The following is a 20,320-nucleotide window of genomic DNA, read 5'->3' as shown; positions in this document are numbered from 1 at the left end:
GAATTTAATCGGCTAATTAAAATGTAAGTTGTAATCCCAGCAGCAACTGCGTGGTGGCAGGATAGTAGTTCAGCGTACCGCCATTATCGCGGTTGGTAGCCACACCCGGGTAAAGTCCGTTCACCTGGATCAGGTCAGGATCGCCGCCCTTGAACTTGGTAAATGTGGCCAGGTTCCTTGTCGTCGCATAAATGCGCGCCGACTTCATGAACTTGGCATTCAAAGGCTGGGTATAGCTCAGCGTAATGTTGTCCACTTTCAGGAATCCACCCGGTTCCAGGAAATAATCGGATAGGGAAGAATAAGTCGATGTGCTGGTCAGCTTGGAGTATTTACCGCCATCGAATGCAGAGGTCAGGAGGTTCACGTTTTGCTGAGCGGCTGGTGTGCCCAGGTAAAATGCATACGTGTTGAACAGCTTGTAACCAAAAGCCCCGCGCAGAAATACAGTCAGGTCGAAGTTTTTATAGCGGAATGAGTTGGTAATCCCGGTTGTGAACTTAGGAAGCCCGTTTCCTACAATTTGCTTGTCATCGTTATTGGCCTCGTTAGCAGGGATAATGTCACCGTTTTTATTGTACACCAACAGTGCACCGGCATCATTTACACCCGCCGATTTGAGCGCGTAGAAATTACCGATCCGCTGATCTTCCTGCAAGCGCTGGATCGTTCCCGGACTGCCCGGCGCAGGCATGCCTACCACATCCACGTAAGTTTGTCCTTTGTACAGGTCATTGGAGAAAGACACAAATTTATTGTCATTGAATGCACCCGTTGCACTGATGTTATAGCTGAAATCCGCTTTGTTCACCACCGCTGCACTCAACTGCAATTCCAGACCGCTGTTCCGCATCGTGCCCACGTTCGCAAAGGTTTGTCCCTGAATGTTGGGCGGGTTAGGCACATTGTAGTTACCCAAAAGATCTTTGTTCTGACGCACATAGTAATTCACGCTACCCGTGATCTTGCTGCTGAAAAGCTCAAAGTCAACGCCCGCATTGAAGTTGATCGCCTTTTCCCAGCGCAGGTTATAGTTGGTGTTCTGGCTTGGTCCCCACACCTGGTAAGAGTTTCCGTTGTAAGGATAGTAACCATAGCCGCCGTAAGTATCCAGCGACAGATAGTTGCCGAAATCCTGGTTACCCGTTTCGCCGTAGTCCGCACGCAGTTTCAGCTCGTTCAGCCACGGAAGGTCTTTCAGGAAGCCTTCCTGCGTGGCGCGCCACGCAAAGGATGCGGCCGGGAAATAACCCCATTTGTTATCATATCCGAACTTTGAAGATCCCTCGCGGCGAAGGCTGGCAGAGAAGTAATATTTCTGGTCAAAATCATAGTTCACACGTCCGAAGAAAGCGATCAGTTTGGAGCTGTTTTTGTATGAACCAACACCATTAACGCCCTTTTCCAGGTTCCATAACCCGGTGCCCAGGCCATTGTAAGTCAATACATTGGATGGGAATTTTTCGTTACCCGCGCTGAATCCGGATTCCATAAAATGCTGGAACGAATAACCTGCAAGGAGTTTCACAGAATGCTTTCCTTTGTCCAGGTAATAATTGCCCAGCCATTCGAAGCTTTTCTGGTCTTTTTCTTCCAGTCCCTGCGAAGCGGTATTGCGGCCGTTTCCGTTAATAACAGGCGTAATGTTGGAAGGCGTAAAGTTCATGATGCGCTGCGACAGGCTCACTTCCCCAAATGTCACGACCGTATTCAGGTTTTCCAAAATGTTCAGTTTCACAGAACCGTTCAGGTCGAGCGACTTATGCTCACGGTCTTGCAGCACGTTTTTAGCCCATTCCACAGGATTGTTGGCAAAAAAGCCAGAGTTAATGTAGCTGTATTTACCGGTGGAATCTCTCACGCCCTGCGTAGGATTGAGTGTCAGTGCATAATTGAATGCGCTGTAATCGGCTTCGCTGATTTTCGCGTAACGCGGCGCCACGCTGAACGTCAGGGCAAGCAGGTTATTGGCAGTGGTGTGGTTAATGTTCACCCGGCCGCCGTATTCTCTCTTTCCGGAACGAAGGTCAATTCCGTTTGCATCGCGGTAATCAACAGATGAAAAGTAGTTGGTTTGCCCGTTACCGCCCGAAAACTGCAATGTATGCTTGTGCGAGAATGAGGGCTGACGGCTTACTTCTTTCAGCCAGTTGGTGTTTCCGCCAAAATCGAACCCGCGCTTGTTGGCCAGGAAATCGTCTTTCGAAAGCACCGAAAGCTGGTTGGTCAGGTAATCAAAAGTCGTGTAGCCATCATAGAAAAGGCGCGGTTCGGAAGAGCCTTTTTTGGTGGTGATCACAATCACCCCGTTGCTTCCCCGTGTTCCGTAAATCGCCGAAGCCGCACCGCCTTTCAGTACGTCGATGGATTCGATCTCATTCTGGTTGATGTTGTCGATGTTACCACCCGGAATGCCGTTGATAACGAACAAAGGTCCAAGACCAGCGCTGCGGGACGAAGCACCGCGAAGCTGGATGCTTGGCGACGAGTTCGGATCGGCAGTGGATGTGTTGGTGATCGATAACCCGGCCACTTTGCCCTGGATGGACATCAGCGGGTTGTTACCGCCCACACGCAACAGGTCCTTGTCGGACAAGTGGGTAATGGCGCTGGAAACTTCTTTTTTGTTCAAAGATCCGTAACCGATCACGACCACTTCATTCAGCGTTTTCTGGTCTTCCAGCAATGTGACATTCACAGTCGATTTGTTGGTAACATCCACGTCCTGAGCCAGGTAGCCAACGCTTGATACGGTGATTGCTTTTGCTCCTGCCGAAAGTTGTAAGGTGAATTTTCCCTCAGCGTCCGTCGTAGTCCCGTTGGAAGTTCCTTTCTCAATGACTGAAACACCCGGCAGAGCGCCTTGTTTATCACTGATTTTACCCGAAATTGAGGTGCCGGTCTGAGCCTGTGCTACACCGGACATGGCACAGATAATGCCCATAAGCATCGCCATCGTGGTCCTCACAGACCAGCGCATGAGCGCCTGCTTTTTAGCAACCTGTGCCAGTTTGTACAAATTATTTTTCATTAAAATTGTTGGTTAAATTGGAATTTGAAACTCCCCGACTTGTTACTATCCAACTAAAATATTGGACTTATTTAAAGTGGTGCGAATTTCCTGCTTTGCTGATTAACCGAATGATCTGTGAGTCTCAATTTTAGATCAATTCGTCTCAACATGATGTTTTATTAATTACCAATGATTTTGCAGGGATATATTTATAAAAATGTTTAACAAGTAAGGGTCGGCAGCAAAGCTGACTTTGTACGGATGCCTGGGTGAAAAAGCTGCTCTCTACGTTCTGCTTCGTGTTTTTGTGTCTGGCTTGTCTGGGTCAGGAAGCGCCGTATTATTTCAAAAGCTACAAAGTTTCGGACGGCCTTTCCGGCAATGCCACCGGAGACATTATCCAGGATAAAAAAGGCTTCATCTGGATCGCCAGCCGCAACGGACTGAACCGTTTTGACGGCAATTCTTTTAAGATTTTCAGGAGCAAAGAAGGCGATTCCATCAGCCTGGGCAGCAACTCGGTTTTCTCAATTTCCGAGGATCAGGACGAGAAACTTTGGATCGGGACGCATAAGGGCGTTTATATCTATAATCCTGTTTCGGATCAATTTTCGGTCTTCAAATTAATCCCGACCGGAGAGGTGCGCATGATCCGCAGCGACCATGACGGCGGAGTCTGGATCATTTCCGATAATCAGCTTTACCGGTTCGATTCCAAAACACGAAAAGTAAAAGCACTTCCCGATGCGGCCAACACGGTGGCTATACACGTCTCAGCTGACGGAAAAGTCTGGGCAACATTCAGCAATGGCATTATCCGGCGTTATCACCCTGAACTGGGCACGGTTGCCAAATACGATCTTTCAGGCCGTGTGAATGAGATATTCTCCAACATGCGCGTGCACTCCGTTTCGGACTCCACCTTACTGGTTGGTAATATGAAGCGGTTGTTGCTCTTTAATTACAGGACAGGCAACATTACCGACATTTCGCAGGAGACCGGCCAGAAACAGGACATTTACATTCATACATTCTTCCAGAACGGCAAAGACGAATACTGGCTGGGTTCAGAATCCGGGCTCTTTATTCTTGATTTGAAAAAGAATAAAATGAAGCAGATCGTGAAGGAGAAATACAACCCTTATTCGATCACGGACAACATTATCAATGCTATTTTCAAAGACCGCGAGGGTGGGATCTGGGTGAGCACGCAGTTTGGCGGCGTCAATTATTACTCGTCTGAATTCAACCGTTTTCAAAAATATTTCCCGCAGCCCGGCAACAGCATCAGCGGAAACCTGATCCACGAAATGGTGAAGGACAAATACGGAAAACTATGGATAGGCACTGAGGATGCGGGTTTGAACCAGCTGGATTTGCAAACGGGAACATTCAGATCATTTCTGCCTGACGGCAAGCAGGGAAGCATTGCATACCGTAACCTGCACGGGCTGGTCGCCGACGGCGACGAACTGTGGATCGGCACTTACGAGCACGGCCTGGATGTGATGGATCTGAAAACCAATAAAGTAATCCGCCATTACACCACCAGCATGCCCAACACTTTCGGGAGCAATTTTGTGGTGACACTTTATAAAACGAGGGCAAATGAAATCCTTGTCGGAACGTGGTCGGGCTTATTTAAATACAATCGCAGTACAGATGATTTTGCACCGATGACCTTTGTCAATACGCAGGTGCAGAGCATTCACGAGGATAAAGAGGGAACATTATGGGTGGCCAGCTACGGCGGCGGGATTTTTTATTTTAATCCGAAAACAGGAAAAAAAGGCAGGATTCAGTATGATGCCGGCAAAAAAGGCGGACTGCTCGACAACTACATCAACAGCCTTTATCAAAGCAAAAATGGCGACTTCTGGTTCTGCACCGAACATGGATTATCGCGGTATAATGCTGTTACGCGGCAATTCAAAAACTACCGCATTGAAGATGGCTTGCCCGATAATCAGGTTTTCAGGGTTTTGGAAGATGATATGGGTAATTTCTGGATCTCGACTTCGCGTGGTTTGTCGATGCTGAATGTCAAGACTGGGAAGTTTACCAATTACAATGAGGCGAACGGGCTGCTCAGCGAACAGTTTAACTACAATTCTTCTTTCAAAAATGACGACGGAACGCTGTTTTTCGGCACAGTTGCCGGGTTGATCAGCCTTAAACCGGCTTTATTTAATAAAAATACGTACGTGCCGCCGGTGTACATTACGAGCATCCAGGCCAATAATCAGGAGCTGCACATTGGCGGTAAAAATTCGCCGCTCACCGAATCACCGATTTATACGGGTGGGATCAAGCTGCCTTATGATCGTTCGAGCCTTAGTTTTGATGTAGCAGCGCTCAGTTATGTGATCCCCGAAATGAACCATTACAAATACAAAATGGAGGGGCTTGAACCGCAGTGGATTACATTAAGCAACAGCAAAAAAATCTCGTTTTCAAAACTCCCGCCGGGTCATTATGTGTTAAGGGTAATGGGGTCGAACAACGATCAGGTGTGGAATGGCCGGGAAGCCAGGCTTAACATTGATATTCTGCCGCCGTGGTGGGCTACGGGATGGGCTTACATGTTGTACGGCACCATTGTGGCCGCCATCGGCATCACGGTTTTCCGCTATTATCACCTGGCAATGGGCGAAAAGAACAAGCGCGAGATTGAAGCCATTGAAATTGGCAAAGAACGCGAGATTTATAATGCCAAAATTGACTTTTTTACCAACGTTGCCCACGAAATCAGAACGCCGCTGACGCTCATTAAAATGCCGCTGGACAAGTTGTTGGCCGACGAAAACGCCGGTGCAGAAACATTTGAGAACCTGAACATGATCAATAAAAATACCAATCGCCTCATTGACCTGACCAATCAGCTGCTTGATTTTAGGAAAGCGGAGGCGAATAATTTCAGCCTGAACTTTACCAAAACTGACATTAACGAGCTCCTGAGCGATGTTTTTTCGACGTTCCGCCCAGCAGCCGAACAGAAGAATCTGGCTTACAACATGGAGCTTCCCCGCATTACACTGAATGCCTTCGTTGACATTGAAGCCTGCAAAAAGATCATCAGTAACCTGATTAACAATGCGATAAAGTATGCCGATAACTCGGTTAAGGTAAGGCTTCTGCCATTCAGCAGCGACGACCTGCTTTTCCATATTGAGTTCACAAACGATGGCCTGATCATTGGGGATGACGAGAAAGAGAAGATTTTCGAGCCGTTTTACCGGGTTGAGGCCAGCCAGAAACAGGAGGGGACCGGCATCGGTCTCCCATTGTCGCGCTCGCTTGCCGAGCTCCATAAAGGCAGTCTCGAACTGAAACACCGGGATACGCTTTCGAATACATTCCTGCTTTCGCTGCCGATCCATCAGGATTATGAAATGGACCTGAAAGGGGTGAATGAGGAAATTTCAGCTGATTTTCTACTAACAAACGAGCAAAGCGAAGCCGCCGATCCGGCCCGGCCTGTGGTCCTGATCGTGGAGGACAATGTTGAAATCCTGGGTTATCTGAGCCGGGAGCTGAGCGGTTCCTATCATGTCATGCGCGCGCTGGACGGTCAGCAGGCGATCGAAATTTTGCAGCATGAGAACGTCCACCTGGTGATCAGCGACATTATGATGCCGGTCATGGACGGCATTGAGTTGTGTAAAAAGATCAAAAACGATGTGCAGTTCAGCCACATTCCGATCATTCTCTTAACCGCCAAAAATTCGATCAATTCCAGGATCGAGGGGCTTGAAGTGGGCGCGGATGCCTACATTGAAAAGCCGTTCTCACTGGATCATCTAGCTGCGCAGATCACCAACCTGATCAACAACAGGAACATTATCAAGGAATATTTTGCGCGCTCGCCGCTCACCCATATCCGGGGCATTGCGTTCTCGACGGCTGATAAGCAGTTTTTGGAACAATTAAACACCATTATAGGCAAACGGATCGCGGACACCAACCTGGACGTGGACCTGCTATCATCCCTGATGAACATGAGCAGGCCCACACTATACCGCAAGATCAAAGGCATTTCGGACATGACACCGAATGAGCTGATCAACCTGTCGAGGCTGAAAAGGGCTGCTGAGCTGCTCGCTGAGAACAAATACAAGATCAACGAAGTGGCCGATATGGTCGGATACAGCATTCCTACCAACTTTTCGAGGGACTTTCAGAAACAATTTGGTATTAGTCCGTCTACCTATGTTCACGAGCTGCGTGGTCGTCATGTTTGAGTTTAGCGACTAGGATCAGCTTACTGACCTATTTTTTCAAAATCCCTTTTTCCACGCTGTCATTGATCAGTTGCTCGGCATATTGCCAGATCGATTCGGAACCCTGCTGAATGACCTGCTTTTTGGCATACACCTTTTCATAACTGACGCCGAACTCGGCCCAGGTGCCGCCGTTATTGGAAGTATTTTGAAGCAGGGGTTCCAGGCGGTCCATAGCCCGTGCAAATTTTGCTTCATGGGTTTGCCCTTCCTCAAACTCTTCCCAGATTGCGATCAGCTCCGTCGCCTGCTCCTCAGGCAATAACCCGAAGATCCGGTTTGCAGCCAGTCTTTCTTCGTCGGTGTTGGTGTGGTTTTTCTGCGCATCATAAATAAAAGTATCACCCGCATCTATCTCAACAATGTCGTGGATCAGAAGCATCTTAACAACCCGGAGCAGATCAATGTCGGAGTTGGCATGCCCGGCCAGGATAATGGCCATCAGCGACAGGTGCCAGCTGTGTTCGGCGTCATTCTCATTCCGGTCGCTATTGAAAAGCTTCGTTTTGCGGAGGATGTATTTGAGCTTATCCACTTCCTTAATGAACTCGATTTGCTTTAACAGGCTGCTGGTTTCCATTTATGGACATTAAAAATTAGAGTAAGTGATTGAATGTGTGCTTATTTCCCCTCCGTCACCTGCCGGATGACACGCAGCCAGTTCAGGCCGAGGATCTTTTTGATCCGCTGGTCGGTGTAACCTAGTTTTTGCATAGCCATGGTGATCTGTGGGAAGTCGCTGATGTCTTTGATTTCACGGGGCAACTCGGGGCCGCCGTCCAGATCGGATCCCAATGCTATGTGGTCTTCACCGACCAAATTAACTCCATAATCAATGACCCTGGCGAGCTGGTCAACATGCATCCAGTATTCGTCTGGAATGGTTCCGTTGAAAGTGAACGGCAACTCACGCGCAAATTCCTTGTCGACTTCTTCAATGGTTTGATTCGTATTCCGGACGCTCAGGATGCGTGGTATTTTCGGCTGCGGACTCGGCTGCACTTTGACGGGGTTGTTCGGTTTTTGCCAGGCCCAGTATTTCGGGTTATTAAAAAGGCTGCCGAAATGCACGCCGATGACGCCGCCTTTTGATGCGATTGCTTTTGCAGCTTCGTCTGTAATGCAGCGCGGATGATCAACGATCTTGTGAAAACCGCCGTGGCTGTAAATGACCGGATGCCGACTCGCCGCCGCCGACTGCATAATGGCATCATTGGATGCATGAGCCACATTGATGACCATGCCAAGATCGTTCATTTCCCTGATCACCGCTTTCCCATGTGCATTAATGCCGCCCCAGGTGTACACGTCATTGCAGGCATCAATAAAAGCATTTGTAGTGCTATGCGCAGTCAGCTGCATGGAGCGTAAGCCCAGTTTGTAAAGTGCGCGCAGCAGATCCAGGTCGCCGTGCAGGTCGTAACCACCTTCCAGGTCCAGGAATGCGGCGATTTTACCCTTTTTATTAATACGCTCTATGTCGGACGCATTAAGCGCGAGCTCGATCAATGCATGGTTCTTTTTGATCTGGTCCAGCGCAAGGTTTACGACACGAAAAGTATTTTTGATCTCAAACCTTCCCGGATAATAGTTTTCAGGGGTATAAACCGAAAAAAACATCGCATCCACGCCGCCTTCTTTTGCCCGGGGAAGATCCACCGTCCCATCCTTGTAACGCTGGCCAATGTCGGTTTTCAGGATCAGCTCCCGGCTCATTACATGCGTATGCCCATCCATCACAAACGCATCCCGGTGCAGATCGGGCATTGAAGTATGCTGTGAAGCAACAGCCGGCTGCTTTAATAAAATATCACCTGCCGCGGGTAAAAGGGTCAGGCTTTTGATAACATCTCTACGATTCATTGTTGTGTTGATACGGTCATTCATTCACTCATTCACTCATTCACTCATTCATTCAGTCATTCACTAAACCCCCGCATATAAGGAACATCCGGCGGTCGCTGGCCTGTGCTGAACTGCGCTCCGCGCGTGGAGCGGTATCGCATGTTCATAAATGGCGTCTCAATTCGGCGCCCTACGGCTGAATATTTGCCGTTTTCCCAGTTGGATTCCATATTATAAGCAGTGATGCCGGTTGACAAAAGCAGCCGTTCGGCATTGAATGGTTCTTTTCCGGTCACCATCATTTCGGTAATCCAGTGCGGCTGTGCATTGGACGCATGATATTGAGAAAACGGGCCGGGCCAGTCTAGCATCGACATAATGGCTGGTTCGTTACGACCTTCAATGTCCCCGGCAAAAGTCCAGCCCACACCCTGGCCAGAATACACTGCTGCTTTTGTGCCATCATTGTATTCAATGATGCAGACATTCGGTTTCCCGATTTCCTGAAAGTGTCCCTGTTTCAGGTCAAAGCTTTTACGAACCGCTTCCAGCAATGCGGCCGCCCAGGGGTTCTGTTCGGTCCACTTCCACGTTTCCGGGCCGCGAATGCATTGTACTGACTTTACGCCAGTTTCGCCACCCTTTCGTCGCTCAACAAAAGCCTGCAATACATCCACACAATGAAAAAGGGCACCTTCATCGGGAGCACCGCCGATCACCACCGATGCTTTCAAAGGCGTGTCTATATCAAGTTCTATTTCCGGCTTGCGGAAGTAAACCGGTATGGAAGAGCCGCCGGTGAGCGGGAAGTTCAGTTCACGGGATTTATCGAACATCCATTTGGCTTCGTCCCAACTGTAAGAAAGGTGTTTGTCATTAAAAACCGGCACAGAGCGCTTGCTCTGCTCAAAAACCCGGATCACTTTTTCATAGATCCACCAGCGCGGCAGGAGCCATTGTCCTTTGAGATTGGTAGGATATTCCCCGTGCTCGCCAACGATCACCACGCCATCCACTGCCAGTTCCTTTCCGCCCAGTGTAACCGCTTCGCCGGCTGTTTTGAAAATCGGAATGTTCTTGGCCTTGCATATTTTTTGGCCGAGTAAACTTGTATCAAACTGGTGGATATAAACGGATACAACTTCTACCCGCGAGAGAGTGTGAGCACCTTGCCACCAATAGCCGTCGAGCAGCTTGGTGATGATCCAGTCGGCGTGCGACCTGGTGGCGCCCCAGTATGTAACGAGGCAGGCAATGCGTGGTCGTTTTGGTGCAGCGTGCGTGGCCGCGCCGGCAGGAAAGCCCGTTAATGCGGTCAAGCCGGCCATGCCGGTTATTCCAAGCATTTCACGCCGGGTCATGGATAAGTCTATTTTCATGGGTTTAGTGATTTAAGGATAATATACTTCCAAAGCGGCTTAAAATGCAAATAATGATCGAAAACTTAGGGATACGACCAGTGGGTAAAAATTTTTTTACACTTTATTTCGTCCACATTTGCACGGATAAAATATTTACATAATATTTGTCTATTAAGTTAGTAGAGTAATCTTATTACCACCAGTAAGATCTCGCATTAGATATTCGCTTTTGAAAAAAAGTAAATATTTAAACCTGCATTCATGGAAGCCTCCTCGGCCTAAGTGGATGCTGAAAAGTAATTCCCATAAAAGTTGATAACAAGCTTTGAAGACCCATGCGGTCTGTTCAAAAGACTGCTATATCCGCTTTTATCGATTCTGATAGACTATTTAATCTATATACTAAGGCAAATATTTCATTACTTAAACGACTCGAATGTATGTTTTTTACAAAACAGGAGCCATCGCCCGGTAAACAGGCAGGTCGCCTTATCAAAACTGCGACAACTGTGGCTATGCTGCTTTTTACCCTGGCCGGTTACAGCCAGCAGCAGGGTCAGGGGAAAGTTCAGGGCAATGTGACCGACGCTGGCGGAGAAGGGCTGCCGGGCGTTAATATTCATTTGAAAGGGACCAATATCGGGACCACCACCGATGCGAAAGGCGGATTTAACATTGATGCTGAGGCAGATGCAGTCCTTGTTGTCTCGTACATCGGCTATGCGACGCAGGAAATAAAACCGGGTAACAAAGGCAAATTGTCCATCACCCTGGCATCCGATCAGCGCCAGCTGAATGAGGTTGTGGTGGTGGGATACGGCACGCAGGAACGTAAAAATGTGATTGGTTCCATCACAAAAGTAGATCCTACGGATGTGAAAAACATTCCGGCGGGGAGCTTTGATGCGCAGCTGCAAGGCAAAGTGCCGGGCGTGCAAATCACATCCAACACGGGCGTTCCCGGCGAAGCGGTTACCGTCCGCGTGCGCGGGGCCACTTCCATCAATGGTGATAATGACCCGTTGTATGTGATTGACGGCGTATTTATGAACAGCAACAGCATGCAGACCATAGGAACCGGTGGGAAAGCAACTTCACCGATTGCCGACATTAATCCGAATGACATTGAAAGCCTGGAAGTCCTGCGCGACGCCGAAGCCACGGCACTTTACGGCTCGCGCGGTGCGAACGGTGTAATCCTAATCACCACCAAACGAGGCAAATACAACCAAAAAGCAAAGGTCAGCGTGAATGCTTCCTATGGCCTTGCCAAAGCGGAAAAACTATGGGACCTGACCACCGGCCCGGAGCACGCACAACTCGTGAACGAGTGGTGGGTCAACACCGGAAAAGATACGCCATCCTTAAACCGGACAGAGGCGAACAGACCATTCCGCCCCGCTTCCGAAGGCGGCCGCGGCCTGCCCGAAGAGCAGAAAACGTATGACAGACTAGGCGAAATATTCCAGACGGCGCCCGTCCAGAACTACGATTTGTCCGTTTCGGGCGGGACGGCAACAACGAAATATTACATCGGCGGAGGCTACAACAGCCAGGAATCGATTTTGAAACCGATCAATTTCAACCGCGCCAGTTTCAAGGTTAACCTGGATCAGAAGATTTCGGACAAAGTGCAGATTGGGGTGAGCAACAGTTTTGCCCGCACATTCCGTAACCAGGCACGCGCCGGCGATGGCCCGGCGGGTGGGCTTCTGCAGGCTGCATTGCATACGCCTACTTATTTGTCGCCAACAAATGAAAACGGTGAGCTCGTGGGCCGGGCCGGATTTGACAATGTTAGCCTGCTTTTGCAGCATTACGATGTCAAGTCTGTGAGCCTGCGATACATTGGCAACCTGTATGCGGAGGCTGATATCCTTCCTAACCTCAAATTCCGCACAAGCTGGGGATTGGATTACAACAATTATGACGAAAATGAATACTGGAACACATTCCTCATTTCCGGAAGCCCGAACGGGCTGGCAACGGCAAACAATGGGCAGGCTACGACCTGGATTAACGAGCAAACGCTTACTTACCGACAGAAAATCGGCACCAAACACAGCTTCGGCATCCTGATCGGTAACACCATTCAAAGCGATCTGAACACCGGAACAACCTCAACGGGACGTGGTTTTGCGAGTAATTCTTTCAAACTGATCTCTTCCGCAGCTACAACTACGGGATCCAACAGCTGGTCTAAAAAGAACCTTGCATCCTTCTTTTCACGCATCGACTACAATTACGGCGGCAAATATCTGATCGATTTCAGCATTCGTGCGGATGGTTCTTCCAGTTTTGGTGCCGACAGGCGATGGGGTTATTTTCCTTCGGTGGGTGGAGCATGGCGGGTTAAGCAGGAGAATTTTCTCAAAAATGTGGCCGTGCTAAGCGATTTGAAAATCCGCGCAAGCTATGGCGTTACCGGAAATCAGAATGGTCTGGGCAGTTTTGCAGCATTAGGCCTTTGGGGCAGCGGCTCTCCTTACCAGGGCAATCCAGGCATTGCGCCGCAGCAACTTGCTAATCCGGATCTGCAATGGGAGCGGACCAGCCAGTTTAATGCGGGCGCCGACATTGCCTTCTTTGGCGACAGGCTTGGTATTGAAGTGAATGTTTACAGCAAATACACCAGCAACGGCCTGCTATCACTCACACTGCCTGCCACAACCGGCTTTGCCAATTATCGCAGCAACACGGCCGAGATCAGCAACAAAGGATTTGAGCTGGCGATCCGTTCGGTGAATTTCCAGAACAATACATTTTCCTGGACTACGAGCTTCAATGTTGCCCGAAACATCAACAAGATCGAAAAGCTCGAAAATCCGCTCGAATATGGCAGCCGCAGCCTGATCCTGTTACAACAGGGCCAGCCGCTTTATTCCTTCTGGGTTTACAAACAGCTGTATGTTGATCCGCAGACCGGCAACACGGTTTATGAAGATGTTAATAAGGATGGCAAGATCACCATTGCCGACCGCCAGATCAACGGCAGCATATGGCCTAAATTTTTCGGCGGACTTACCAATAGCATTACTTACAAAGGGTTCGATATCAATGCTTTCCTTGCGTTTCAATATGGGAATAAGGTTTATAACCATAACAAATTTTTCGGCGAGGGCGGCGGTGCGCGCGATGCGGCGCGGATCATTTTTGCCAGTAATAACGACCGCTGGCAAAAGCCCGGCGACATCACGGATGTGCCCCGCCCGGATGGTGTGAATGTCAATAACTATCGTGATGGCGGAAGTCGCTGGCTGGAAGACGGGTCATTTATCAGGCTGCGTTCGCTTGCCATTGGCTACACGATTCCGGTGCGCGGAATTTCTTCACTGCGCCTTTACGTAACCGGAAGCAACCTTTTCACGATCACAAAATACACTGGTCTGGATCCTGAATCGAGCTCTTCCAGTGCGCAAAATGAACAAGGCATCGACCTCGGCACACCGCCGCAGCCCAGAAGCGTTCTGGTTGGCGTTAACCTGACATTCTAAAATTTACCCATATGAAAGCATTTAAACATACCACCGTACTCGCGTTTTTGCTGCTCCTGACATCCTGCGACCAGTTCCTGGATGTGCAACCCAAAGCATCCATTTCCGATCAGCAAACCATTGTCGACAAAGCGTCTTCGGAAACTGCTCTGAACGGAGCATATGACTCATTCAGAAGCTATTATAGCGTAAATCTGCAATCCATCGGTTATTTATCAGGTGATAACATTCAATGGACTGGCTCGCAATCGCAGGTACAAGAGTTTATCAATCACCGGGTTAATGCCGAGAACCCGACTGTTTCTTCGGTTTGGACAGGCATTTACAGCATGCTCAACCGGGCGAACCACGTGTTGGATAAAGTCCCTGCGGTACAAGATCCTTCGTTGAGCGAAGCGCAACGAAACAAGATCATCGGAGAGGCTTATTTCCTCAGGGCGTTTGCCTATTTCGATCTGGCGAGGATATGGGGTGGCGCGCCGATCATTACCAAGCCTACCTTAACGCCACAGGACAACCGGGGCATTGCGCGCAGTTCGCAGGAAGAAGTTTATGCGCAGGCACTGGCTGACCTGAACGCCGCCGAACCGCTTCTTGCGGAAACAACGGACCGTTTCCGGGCCACGCGCAAAACGGTGTGGGCGTTGAAATCGCGGTTTTATTTATACCAAAAGGATTACGTAAAGGCAGCTGAATATGCCGACAAAATTATCGCCGATGCAGGTAACTATCAGCTTGTGAAGCCATACAATGCATTTTTTGCCAATGATGCCAGGGGGACAACCGAATCGGTATTTGAGATTTTTTACAATATCAATGAAACCAACAGCCATCGTGGACAATGGCAGCCTCAGGAAAAAGGAGGAACGCGGCAGTGGGCGCCTAATGATGCTTTTGTAGCATTGGCCAATGATCCGAAAGTCGGTGGAAACCGCAGCGCGCTGGTAGCCAAAGACAACCAGGGAAGATGGTACGGAAACTTGTATTACCGCAGCCCGGCTACGGACCCGACATTCGTGATCCGCATTGCAGAACTATACCTGATCCGCGCTGAGGCAAGGGCGCAGACGGGAAACCTTATCGGCGCTTTGGCCGATTTGAATGCAGTGCGTGAACGCGCCGGGATCGCAAAACTCACCGCCGCAAACAAGGCTGCATTCCTGCTGGCAATCGAAAATGAGCGTCGGATCGAATTTGCCCTGGAACCCGACCGCTGGTTCGACCTTGTGCGCACAGGCAGGGCCACACAGGTGCTGAACATCACCGACGAAAGTAAATTACTGCTTCCGATGCCCGCCGAACAGCTTCTGATTGACAAAGCATTGAAACAAAATCCAGGTTATTAATCCAAAATCAAAACCTTATGTCCAGCGCAGCTATTTATGAAGCCCAGGTCCGCTCCGGCGGGGCCGTGGCTTCTGCTCCCGGTGAATGGAAGCCGTTTGAAAAAGTGTTATTCCGCATTGCATTCATCTATTTTGTCATTCAATGCGTTCCGCTTGACTGGAAATTCTATCGCCAGGTTTTTCAGATAAACTGGCTCAACCTTACTTATGGGGATATTTTCGAGCTTTCGAGATATCAGCCGCGCTTTTTCTCCGGACCGGACACTTGGGCCAACTGGGCGGTGATCTTACTGATCGCGATCTTGGGAGGCATTGTCTGGGGCAACAGGGATAAGGACAAGAAGGAATACAACCAGCTCTATTACTGGCTGCGCGTAATCGTCCGTTACCGGCTCGCGGCGGGGTTGATAGCTTACGGTTTTATCAAATTTTTCCCTTTACAGGCACCGCCGCCTTCCCTGAGTAATCTGAACACGGCTTACGGCGATTTTAGCGCATGGAAATTATTTGCATTAAGCCTGGGCGTAGTGCCTGATTATCAGTCTTTTCTGGGTTTGGTTGAATTGGCCGGCGGTTTGCTCTTACTCCACCGTCGTACAACCACATTGGCCACGCTGATCATCATTCCGTTCACGGGCAATGTGTTTATTTCAAATCTCGCATATGAAGGCGGGGAGTACATTTATAGTTTTTACCTGATTGTATTGGCATTGTTCCTGTTTGCTTTCGATGCCAACCGGCTCAATAATCTGCTTACCCTCGGAAAGCCGACTTTTCCGAACCGTTTCAAACCTGTTTTTACTCAAAATAATATCAAACAGGCCCGCATTGCTTTTAAAGGGGCATTTGTCCTGTTTTTCGTGGTCATTTATGGTTATAAAAGTTATGCAGGATATCACAATTATTCCTATCAATACCCAACCAAGCCAGGGTTAGCCCAAGTCGCCGGACTTTATAATGTTGAGCAGTTTGTGCTCAACGGCGACACGCTTGCTTACTCGCCGCTCGATCCGGTAAGGTGGAAAGATGTTGTTTTTGAAAACTGGGCCACATTAAGCATCCGTTCATCGCCACCGGCATTGATCGATTCGGCTAATGTGGAGCACATTGATTTTGATGACGCCAGGCGGAACTACGAACAGGCAGGATCAGGAGGCAGACATTATTACAGCTACGAGCATGATCCGGCATCAAAAACATTGAAACTGACCAACAAAGTAGATGCTTCGGACCGATTGACATTGCATTACTCCCGGCCCGATTCAACAACGATCCTGCTTTCGGGGGTGGGTAAATCAAACGACTCGCTGTATGTGGCTTTGAAAAAAATTAATAAAAAATACTTGTTCCAGGAAGTTCAGAAAGTGGGACGCCGGGGAGAATTCAAACTTTAATCATTGGTCAAAACCGAATCGAATATGTTGTCAACGATCAAATTAAACACAGCAACAGAATTGCCCGTGGTTGAAGAGTCCACGCCTGCGGACGTGCAACACGACGAGCGTGCCACAGCAGCAAGATGGCCCGAGTGGCAGAAAACGCTGTTCCGCATCGCTTTCGTTTTCTTCATCGCCATGAGCATTCCGAACAGTGCCGAATGGTATACAGCGCTGTTCAATTTTGAATGGACGCGGCTGCATTACCGCGATGTGTACGACATTGCCAGGTTCGGCAGCGGTCTCGATCTCTTCGGCCGCACCCTGTTCGGAAGTCCGCTTAACGGTTATGCCACCTGGATTATCACATTCTTTGCTGCAACAGTCGTGGGCCTGATCTGGACGGGGATAGACCGGTTGCGCAAGCCCCAGCCAGCCAATTACAATCTGCTTTATTACTGGCTCCGGGTGGTGGTGCGTTACCGGGCGGGGATCGGCATTATTGGCTTCGGTTTCACCAAATTGCTGCCTACACAGATGCCATACCCTTCGCTGGGGTTGCTGAATACGAATTTCGGTGATTTCACATTGCAAAAGATTTACTGGCTTTCGGTCGGCATTGTTCCCTGGTACCAGGTGTTTGCGGGCGTTGTAGAACTTGCCGCCGGGATCTTACTATTTTTCAGGGGGACAACCACATTAGGCGCTATACTGCTGCTGGGCGCATTAGGGGATATTGTTTATGTAAACTTCGCATACGACGGCGGCGTGCATGTTTACAGTTCCTACTTCGTGCTGCTAGCCGCGTTTCTGCTAATCAAAGACACCCCAAAACTCTGGAACCTCATCGTCCTAGAACGCTTCACAGCCCCAAACAACATTTACCCGTTATTTTCAAAGAACGGAAAATACTTACGATACGCGTTAAAATTTGGTGTATTCGCCCTATTCCTCGTGCATTTATTTTATTTACAATACGTCAATTTCAAATACGATCCTTATAAGCAGCCATCCACTGCCGGGGTGAAAACATTGCGTGGAAATTACAATGTCACAGAATTCAAAATCAATAATCAAACCATTCCGTATTCACCCACAGACACGCTTCGGTGGCAATGGGCTACTTTCGAGAACTGGACTACGCTGACTTTCAAGGTGAACAAGCCGCAACCGCTGGACCTTTCCAATGGCGGCGGCGCGCCGATGCGCGACATCGGACGCACATTTGAACTTACGGGTACGGCCGGAGGGCAGCGGGTTTATCATTATCTTGCAGATACCATTGCGCATACATTGTATTTAAGAGATAAATATGCGAAAGGCGGCGCCAGGGACGGAGTAGGGCAGGAGCAAAAACCGCAACCAAGCCGTGCTGAAAAGGGCAAAGAGGCGCGGGGCGAAGGCGATCGTGCGGATAAAAACTGGATCAGCAAAGCCGCGCTGGCGCGTATCGGGGATGAGAATAAAATGATCGATCCTATTGCTTACTCGGCCCGGCGCGATAAGGAGTTTGCAGCAAAGCCCCGCCGCGACAAGCGCAACCGAATGATTTTGAATTACACCACACAAGACGGCTCTCGCGTGATTTTAAGCGGGATTAATGAAAATAAAGATTCGATTTACGTAGTTCTGGACAGGGTTAAGAGGCCTTACGTTCTGGCAAAAAGTACATTAAATGCGGGAAAATACGATTAGATATGGCATATGGTCGATCCTGGCCATGCTATTGCTGGTAGCCGCTGTGAAGCGTGAAAATCATTTTGATAACACTAAAGAAAATGCCGGCGACACCCTCGACTGGCCTAAAAGCTTCGGCTTCGGCAGAAAGGCTTCTGCAATACAAATTGCAGCATGGGACATTGACATCTCGCCCGACGGAAAGGGATTGCCTGCGGGCGAGGGCAATGTGTTACAGGGCAGGGAAATCTATGCATTAAAATGTGCAGCCTGCCACGGAGCAACCGGAACCGAAGGTCCTAATGACCGCCTAGTAGCAGCGCCGGATTCTACCGGCAAAAGCACAGGCGCCGCAAGTGATGCCAGGCGGACAGACGTAAGGCGGATCAAAGCGATTGGCACTTACTGGCCATACGCCACAACCGTTTTTGATTACATCCGCCGCGCTATGCCCTTCAACCAACCCGGTTCCCTGACGGATCAGGAAGTGTACAGCCTGACTGCTTTTTTGCTTAATGCCAATGGGTTATGGGATGAAAAAGTGACATTGAATGCTAAGAACCTACCAAAAGTAAAAATGCCGGCAAGAAATAACTTCGTCCCCGACGACCGCACGGACGGGCCGGAAATCAGATAATAATGGATAAAAGAGACGATAAGAACGGTTCCGCAGGAATCAAGATCAGCCGCAGAAATCTCCTTGCCGGGGCGGCTGCGGCCACTATTGTGCTGGTGCAAACTGCGCAGGGGAAGGCGTTTCAGGCAGCGCTTACCCAAGCCGAAAGCATTAGCGACGACCCTGCCAAAGTACCCGGTGTGCCTCCCGGAACATTAGGGACGAGGTCGGCATTTGAAAAGCCGCTCAAGACGCCATCGGACACTTCTTCGCGTACACCTTTACAAGATTTATACGGCACTATAACACCGTCTGACCTGCATTATGAGCGGCATCACGGCGGCGTTCCGGCCATTGATCCGTCCAAATACGAACTCGTCATTCACGGCATGGTCGATAAGCCAATGGTTTTCACCCTGGCTGATCTCAAACGTTTCCCGTCCGTGTCGCGGACTGCCTTCCTGGAATGTTCGGGCAATTATCGCGGCAGTAATGACGGCAAGCTCCGGCCGCAGGAAATTTGCGGTCTGGTAAGCCAGAGCGAATGGACGGGCGTGAAGCTCTCGACCTTGTTTCGGGAAGTGGGTGTGAACCCTAAAGCAAACTGGTTCCTGGCCGAAGGAGGCGATGCCGCAGTGATGACACGCAGCGTTCCCGTCAGGAAAGGATTCGATGACGCCATCATTGCATATGCGCAGAACGGCGAGGCTGTGCGGCCCGAGCAAGGTTATCCGTCAAGGCTTTTCCTTCCGGGATGGGAAGGGAATGCAAGCGTCAAGTGGCTGCGCCGCATAGAGCTTTCGGACGCGCCATTTATGACCCGTGAGGAAACTTCCAAATACACAGAAACGGTTGCCGGCGGAAAAATAAGGCAATTCAGCTTCACCATGGATGCCCGGTCTGTGATCACTTACCCGAGCTATCCGGCAAAAGTAGAGGCAGGCTGGATCGAGATACGCGGCATTGCCTGGAGTGGTCGCGGCAAAATCGTGCGGGTGGAAGTGAGTACGGATGCAGGAAAAAGCTGGAAAACGGCTGCATTACAGGAACCCATTCTCGACAAAGCTATAACGGCATTCAGGCATCTCTGGCAATGGGACGGCAGCCCCACCGAGATCATGAGCCGCGCCGTAGACGAAACGGGCTACGTCCAGCCCTTCCTAAAACAATTATTAGCAGCAAGAGGCGGCAACATGGGTTACCATTTCAATCCCGTAACGGCCTGGTATGTGCAAAAGGACGGGCAGGTCTTGTTTAAAGCGACTTGATTATAGGACTTTTGTTACTTGCAGTTGTTGGTTGGACTTAACTA

Annotated in this window: 11 protein-coding genes; 7 read left to right on the top strand and 4 right to left on the bottom strand. The window is 49.5% G+C overall.

Going from position 1 to position 20,320, the window contains the following annotated elements; all coding sequences use genetic code 11:
- Positions 1-16 precede the first annotated feature (16 nt).
- Positions 17-3,031 carry a SusC/RagA family TonB-linked outer membrane protein gene (locus LZG74_RS22125; protein WP_233798667.1) on the bottom strand — a complete coding sequence of 1,005 codons (3,015 nt, stop codon included), beginning with the start codon at positions 3,029-3,031 and terminating at the stop codon, positions 17-19.
- Between the two features lie 251 nt (positions 3,032-3,282).
- On the opposite strand from LZG74_RS22125, the gene LZG74_RS22120 reads away from it, so the two are divergent.
- Positions 3,283-7,254, top strand: coding sequence for a two-component regulator propeller domain-containing protein (locus tag LZG74_RS22120; protein ID WP_233798666.1), 3,972 nt, complete (start codon positions 3,283-3,285; stop codon positions 7,252-7,254).
- Positions 7,255-7,282: 28 nt separating this feature from the next.
- Here LZG74_RS22120 and LZG74_RS22115 read toward each other — a convergent pair whose 3' ends face one another.
- Genes LZG74_RS22115 through LZG74_RS22105 form a run of 3 tightly spaced genes read right to left on the bottom strand, consistent with a single transcriptional unit; the run spans position 7,283 to position 10,517 of the window.
- Positions 7,283-7,873, bottom strand: coding sequence for an HD family hydrolase (locus LZG74_RS22115; protein ID WP_233798665.1), 591 nt, complete (start codon positions 7,871-7,873; stop codon positions 7,283-7,285).
- 41 nt (positions 7,874-7,914) lie between these two features.
- Positions 7,915-9,156, bottom strand: a complete 1,242-nt coding sequence (locus LZG74_RS22110) for a dipeptidase (protein ID WP_233798664.1) — start codon at positions 9,154-9,156, stop codon at positions 7,915-7,917.
- A gap of 56 nt (positions 9,157-9,212) precedes the next feature.
- Positions 9,213-10,517, bottom strand: coding sequence for a hypothetical protein (locus LZG74_RS22105; protein ID WP_233798663.1), 1,305 nt, complete (start codon positions 10,515-10,517; stop codon positions 9,213-9,215).
- A 497-nt stretch (positions 10,518-11,014) separates the two neighbouring features.
- On the opposite strand from LZG74_RS22105, the gene LZG74_RS22100 reads away from it, so the two are divergent.
- The 6 genes from LZG74_RS22100 to soxC are packed head-to-tail and all read left to right on the top strand — an operon-like array spanning position 11,015 to position 20,276.
- Positions 11,015-13,993, top strand: coding sequence for a SusC/RagA family TonB-linked outer membrane protein (locus LZG74_RS22100; protein WP_409014522.1), 2,979 nt, complete (start codon positions 11,015-11,017; stop codon positions 13,991-13,993).
- Positions 13,994-14,004: 11 nt separating this feature from the next.
- Positions 14,005-15,339 (top strand): RagB/SusD family nutrient uptake outer membrane protein, encoded by a 1,335-nt coding sequence (locus LZG74_RS22095; protein ID WP_233798661.1) that lies wholly within the window; start codon positions 14,005-14,007, stop codon positions 15,337-15,339.
- A gap of 17 nt (positions 15,340-15,356) precedes the next feature.
- Complete coding sequence (locus LZG74_RS22090) at positions 15,357-16,733, top strand: DoxX family protein (protein WP_233798660.1); 1,377 nt, start codon at positions 15,357-15,359, stop codon at positions 16,731-16,733.
- Positions 16,734-16,757: 24 nt separating this feature from the next.
- On the top strand, positions 16,758-18,410 hold the full coding sequence (locus LZG74_RS22085; RefSeq protein WP_233798659.1) for a hypothetical protein: 1,653 nt from the start codon (positions 16,758-16,760) through the stop codon (positions 18,408-18,410).
- The gene (locus LZG74_RS22080) at positions 18,391-19,029 is read left to right on the top strand and encodes a c-type cytochrome (protein ID WP_233798658.1); all 639 of its coding nucleotides are present in this window, start codon (positions 18,391-18,393) and stop codon (positions 19,027-19,029) included. Before LZG74_RS22085 ends, LZG74_RS22080 begins: the two co-directional genes overlap by 20 nt.
- A gap of 2 nt (positions 19,030-19,031) precedes the next feature.
- A complete protein-coding gene (gene soxC / locus LZG74_RS22075; protein ID WP_233798657.1) occupies positions 19,032-20,276 on the top strand; it encodes a sulfite dehydrogenase in 1,245 nt (414 codons plus the stop codon).
- Positions 20,277-20,320: the final 44 nt, after the last annotated feature.

The sequence above is a fragment of the Dyadobacter sp. CY327 genome (assembly GCF_021390415.1).
GTDB lineage: Bacteria > Bacteroidota > Bacteroidia > Cytophagales > Spirosomataceae > Dyadobacter > Dyadobacter chenhuakuii.
Note: the sequence above shows the minus strand (reverse complement) of the source record. Positions and strands in the feature narration are given on the sequence as shown.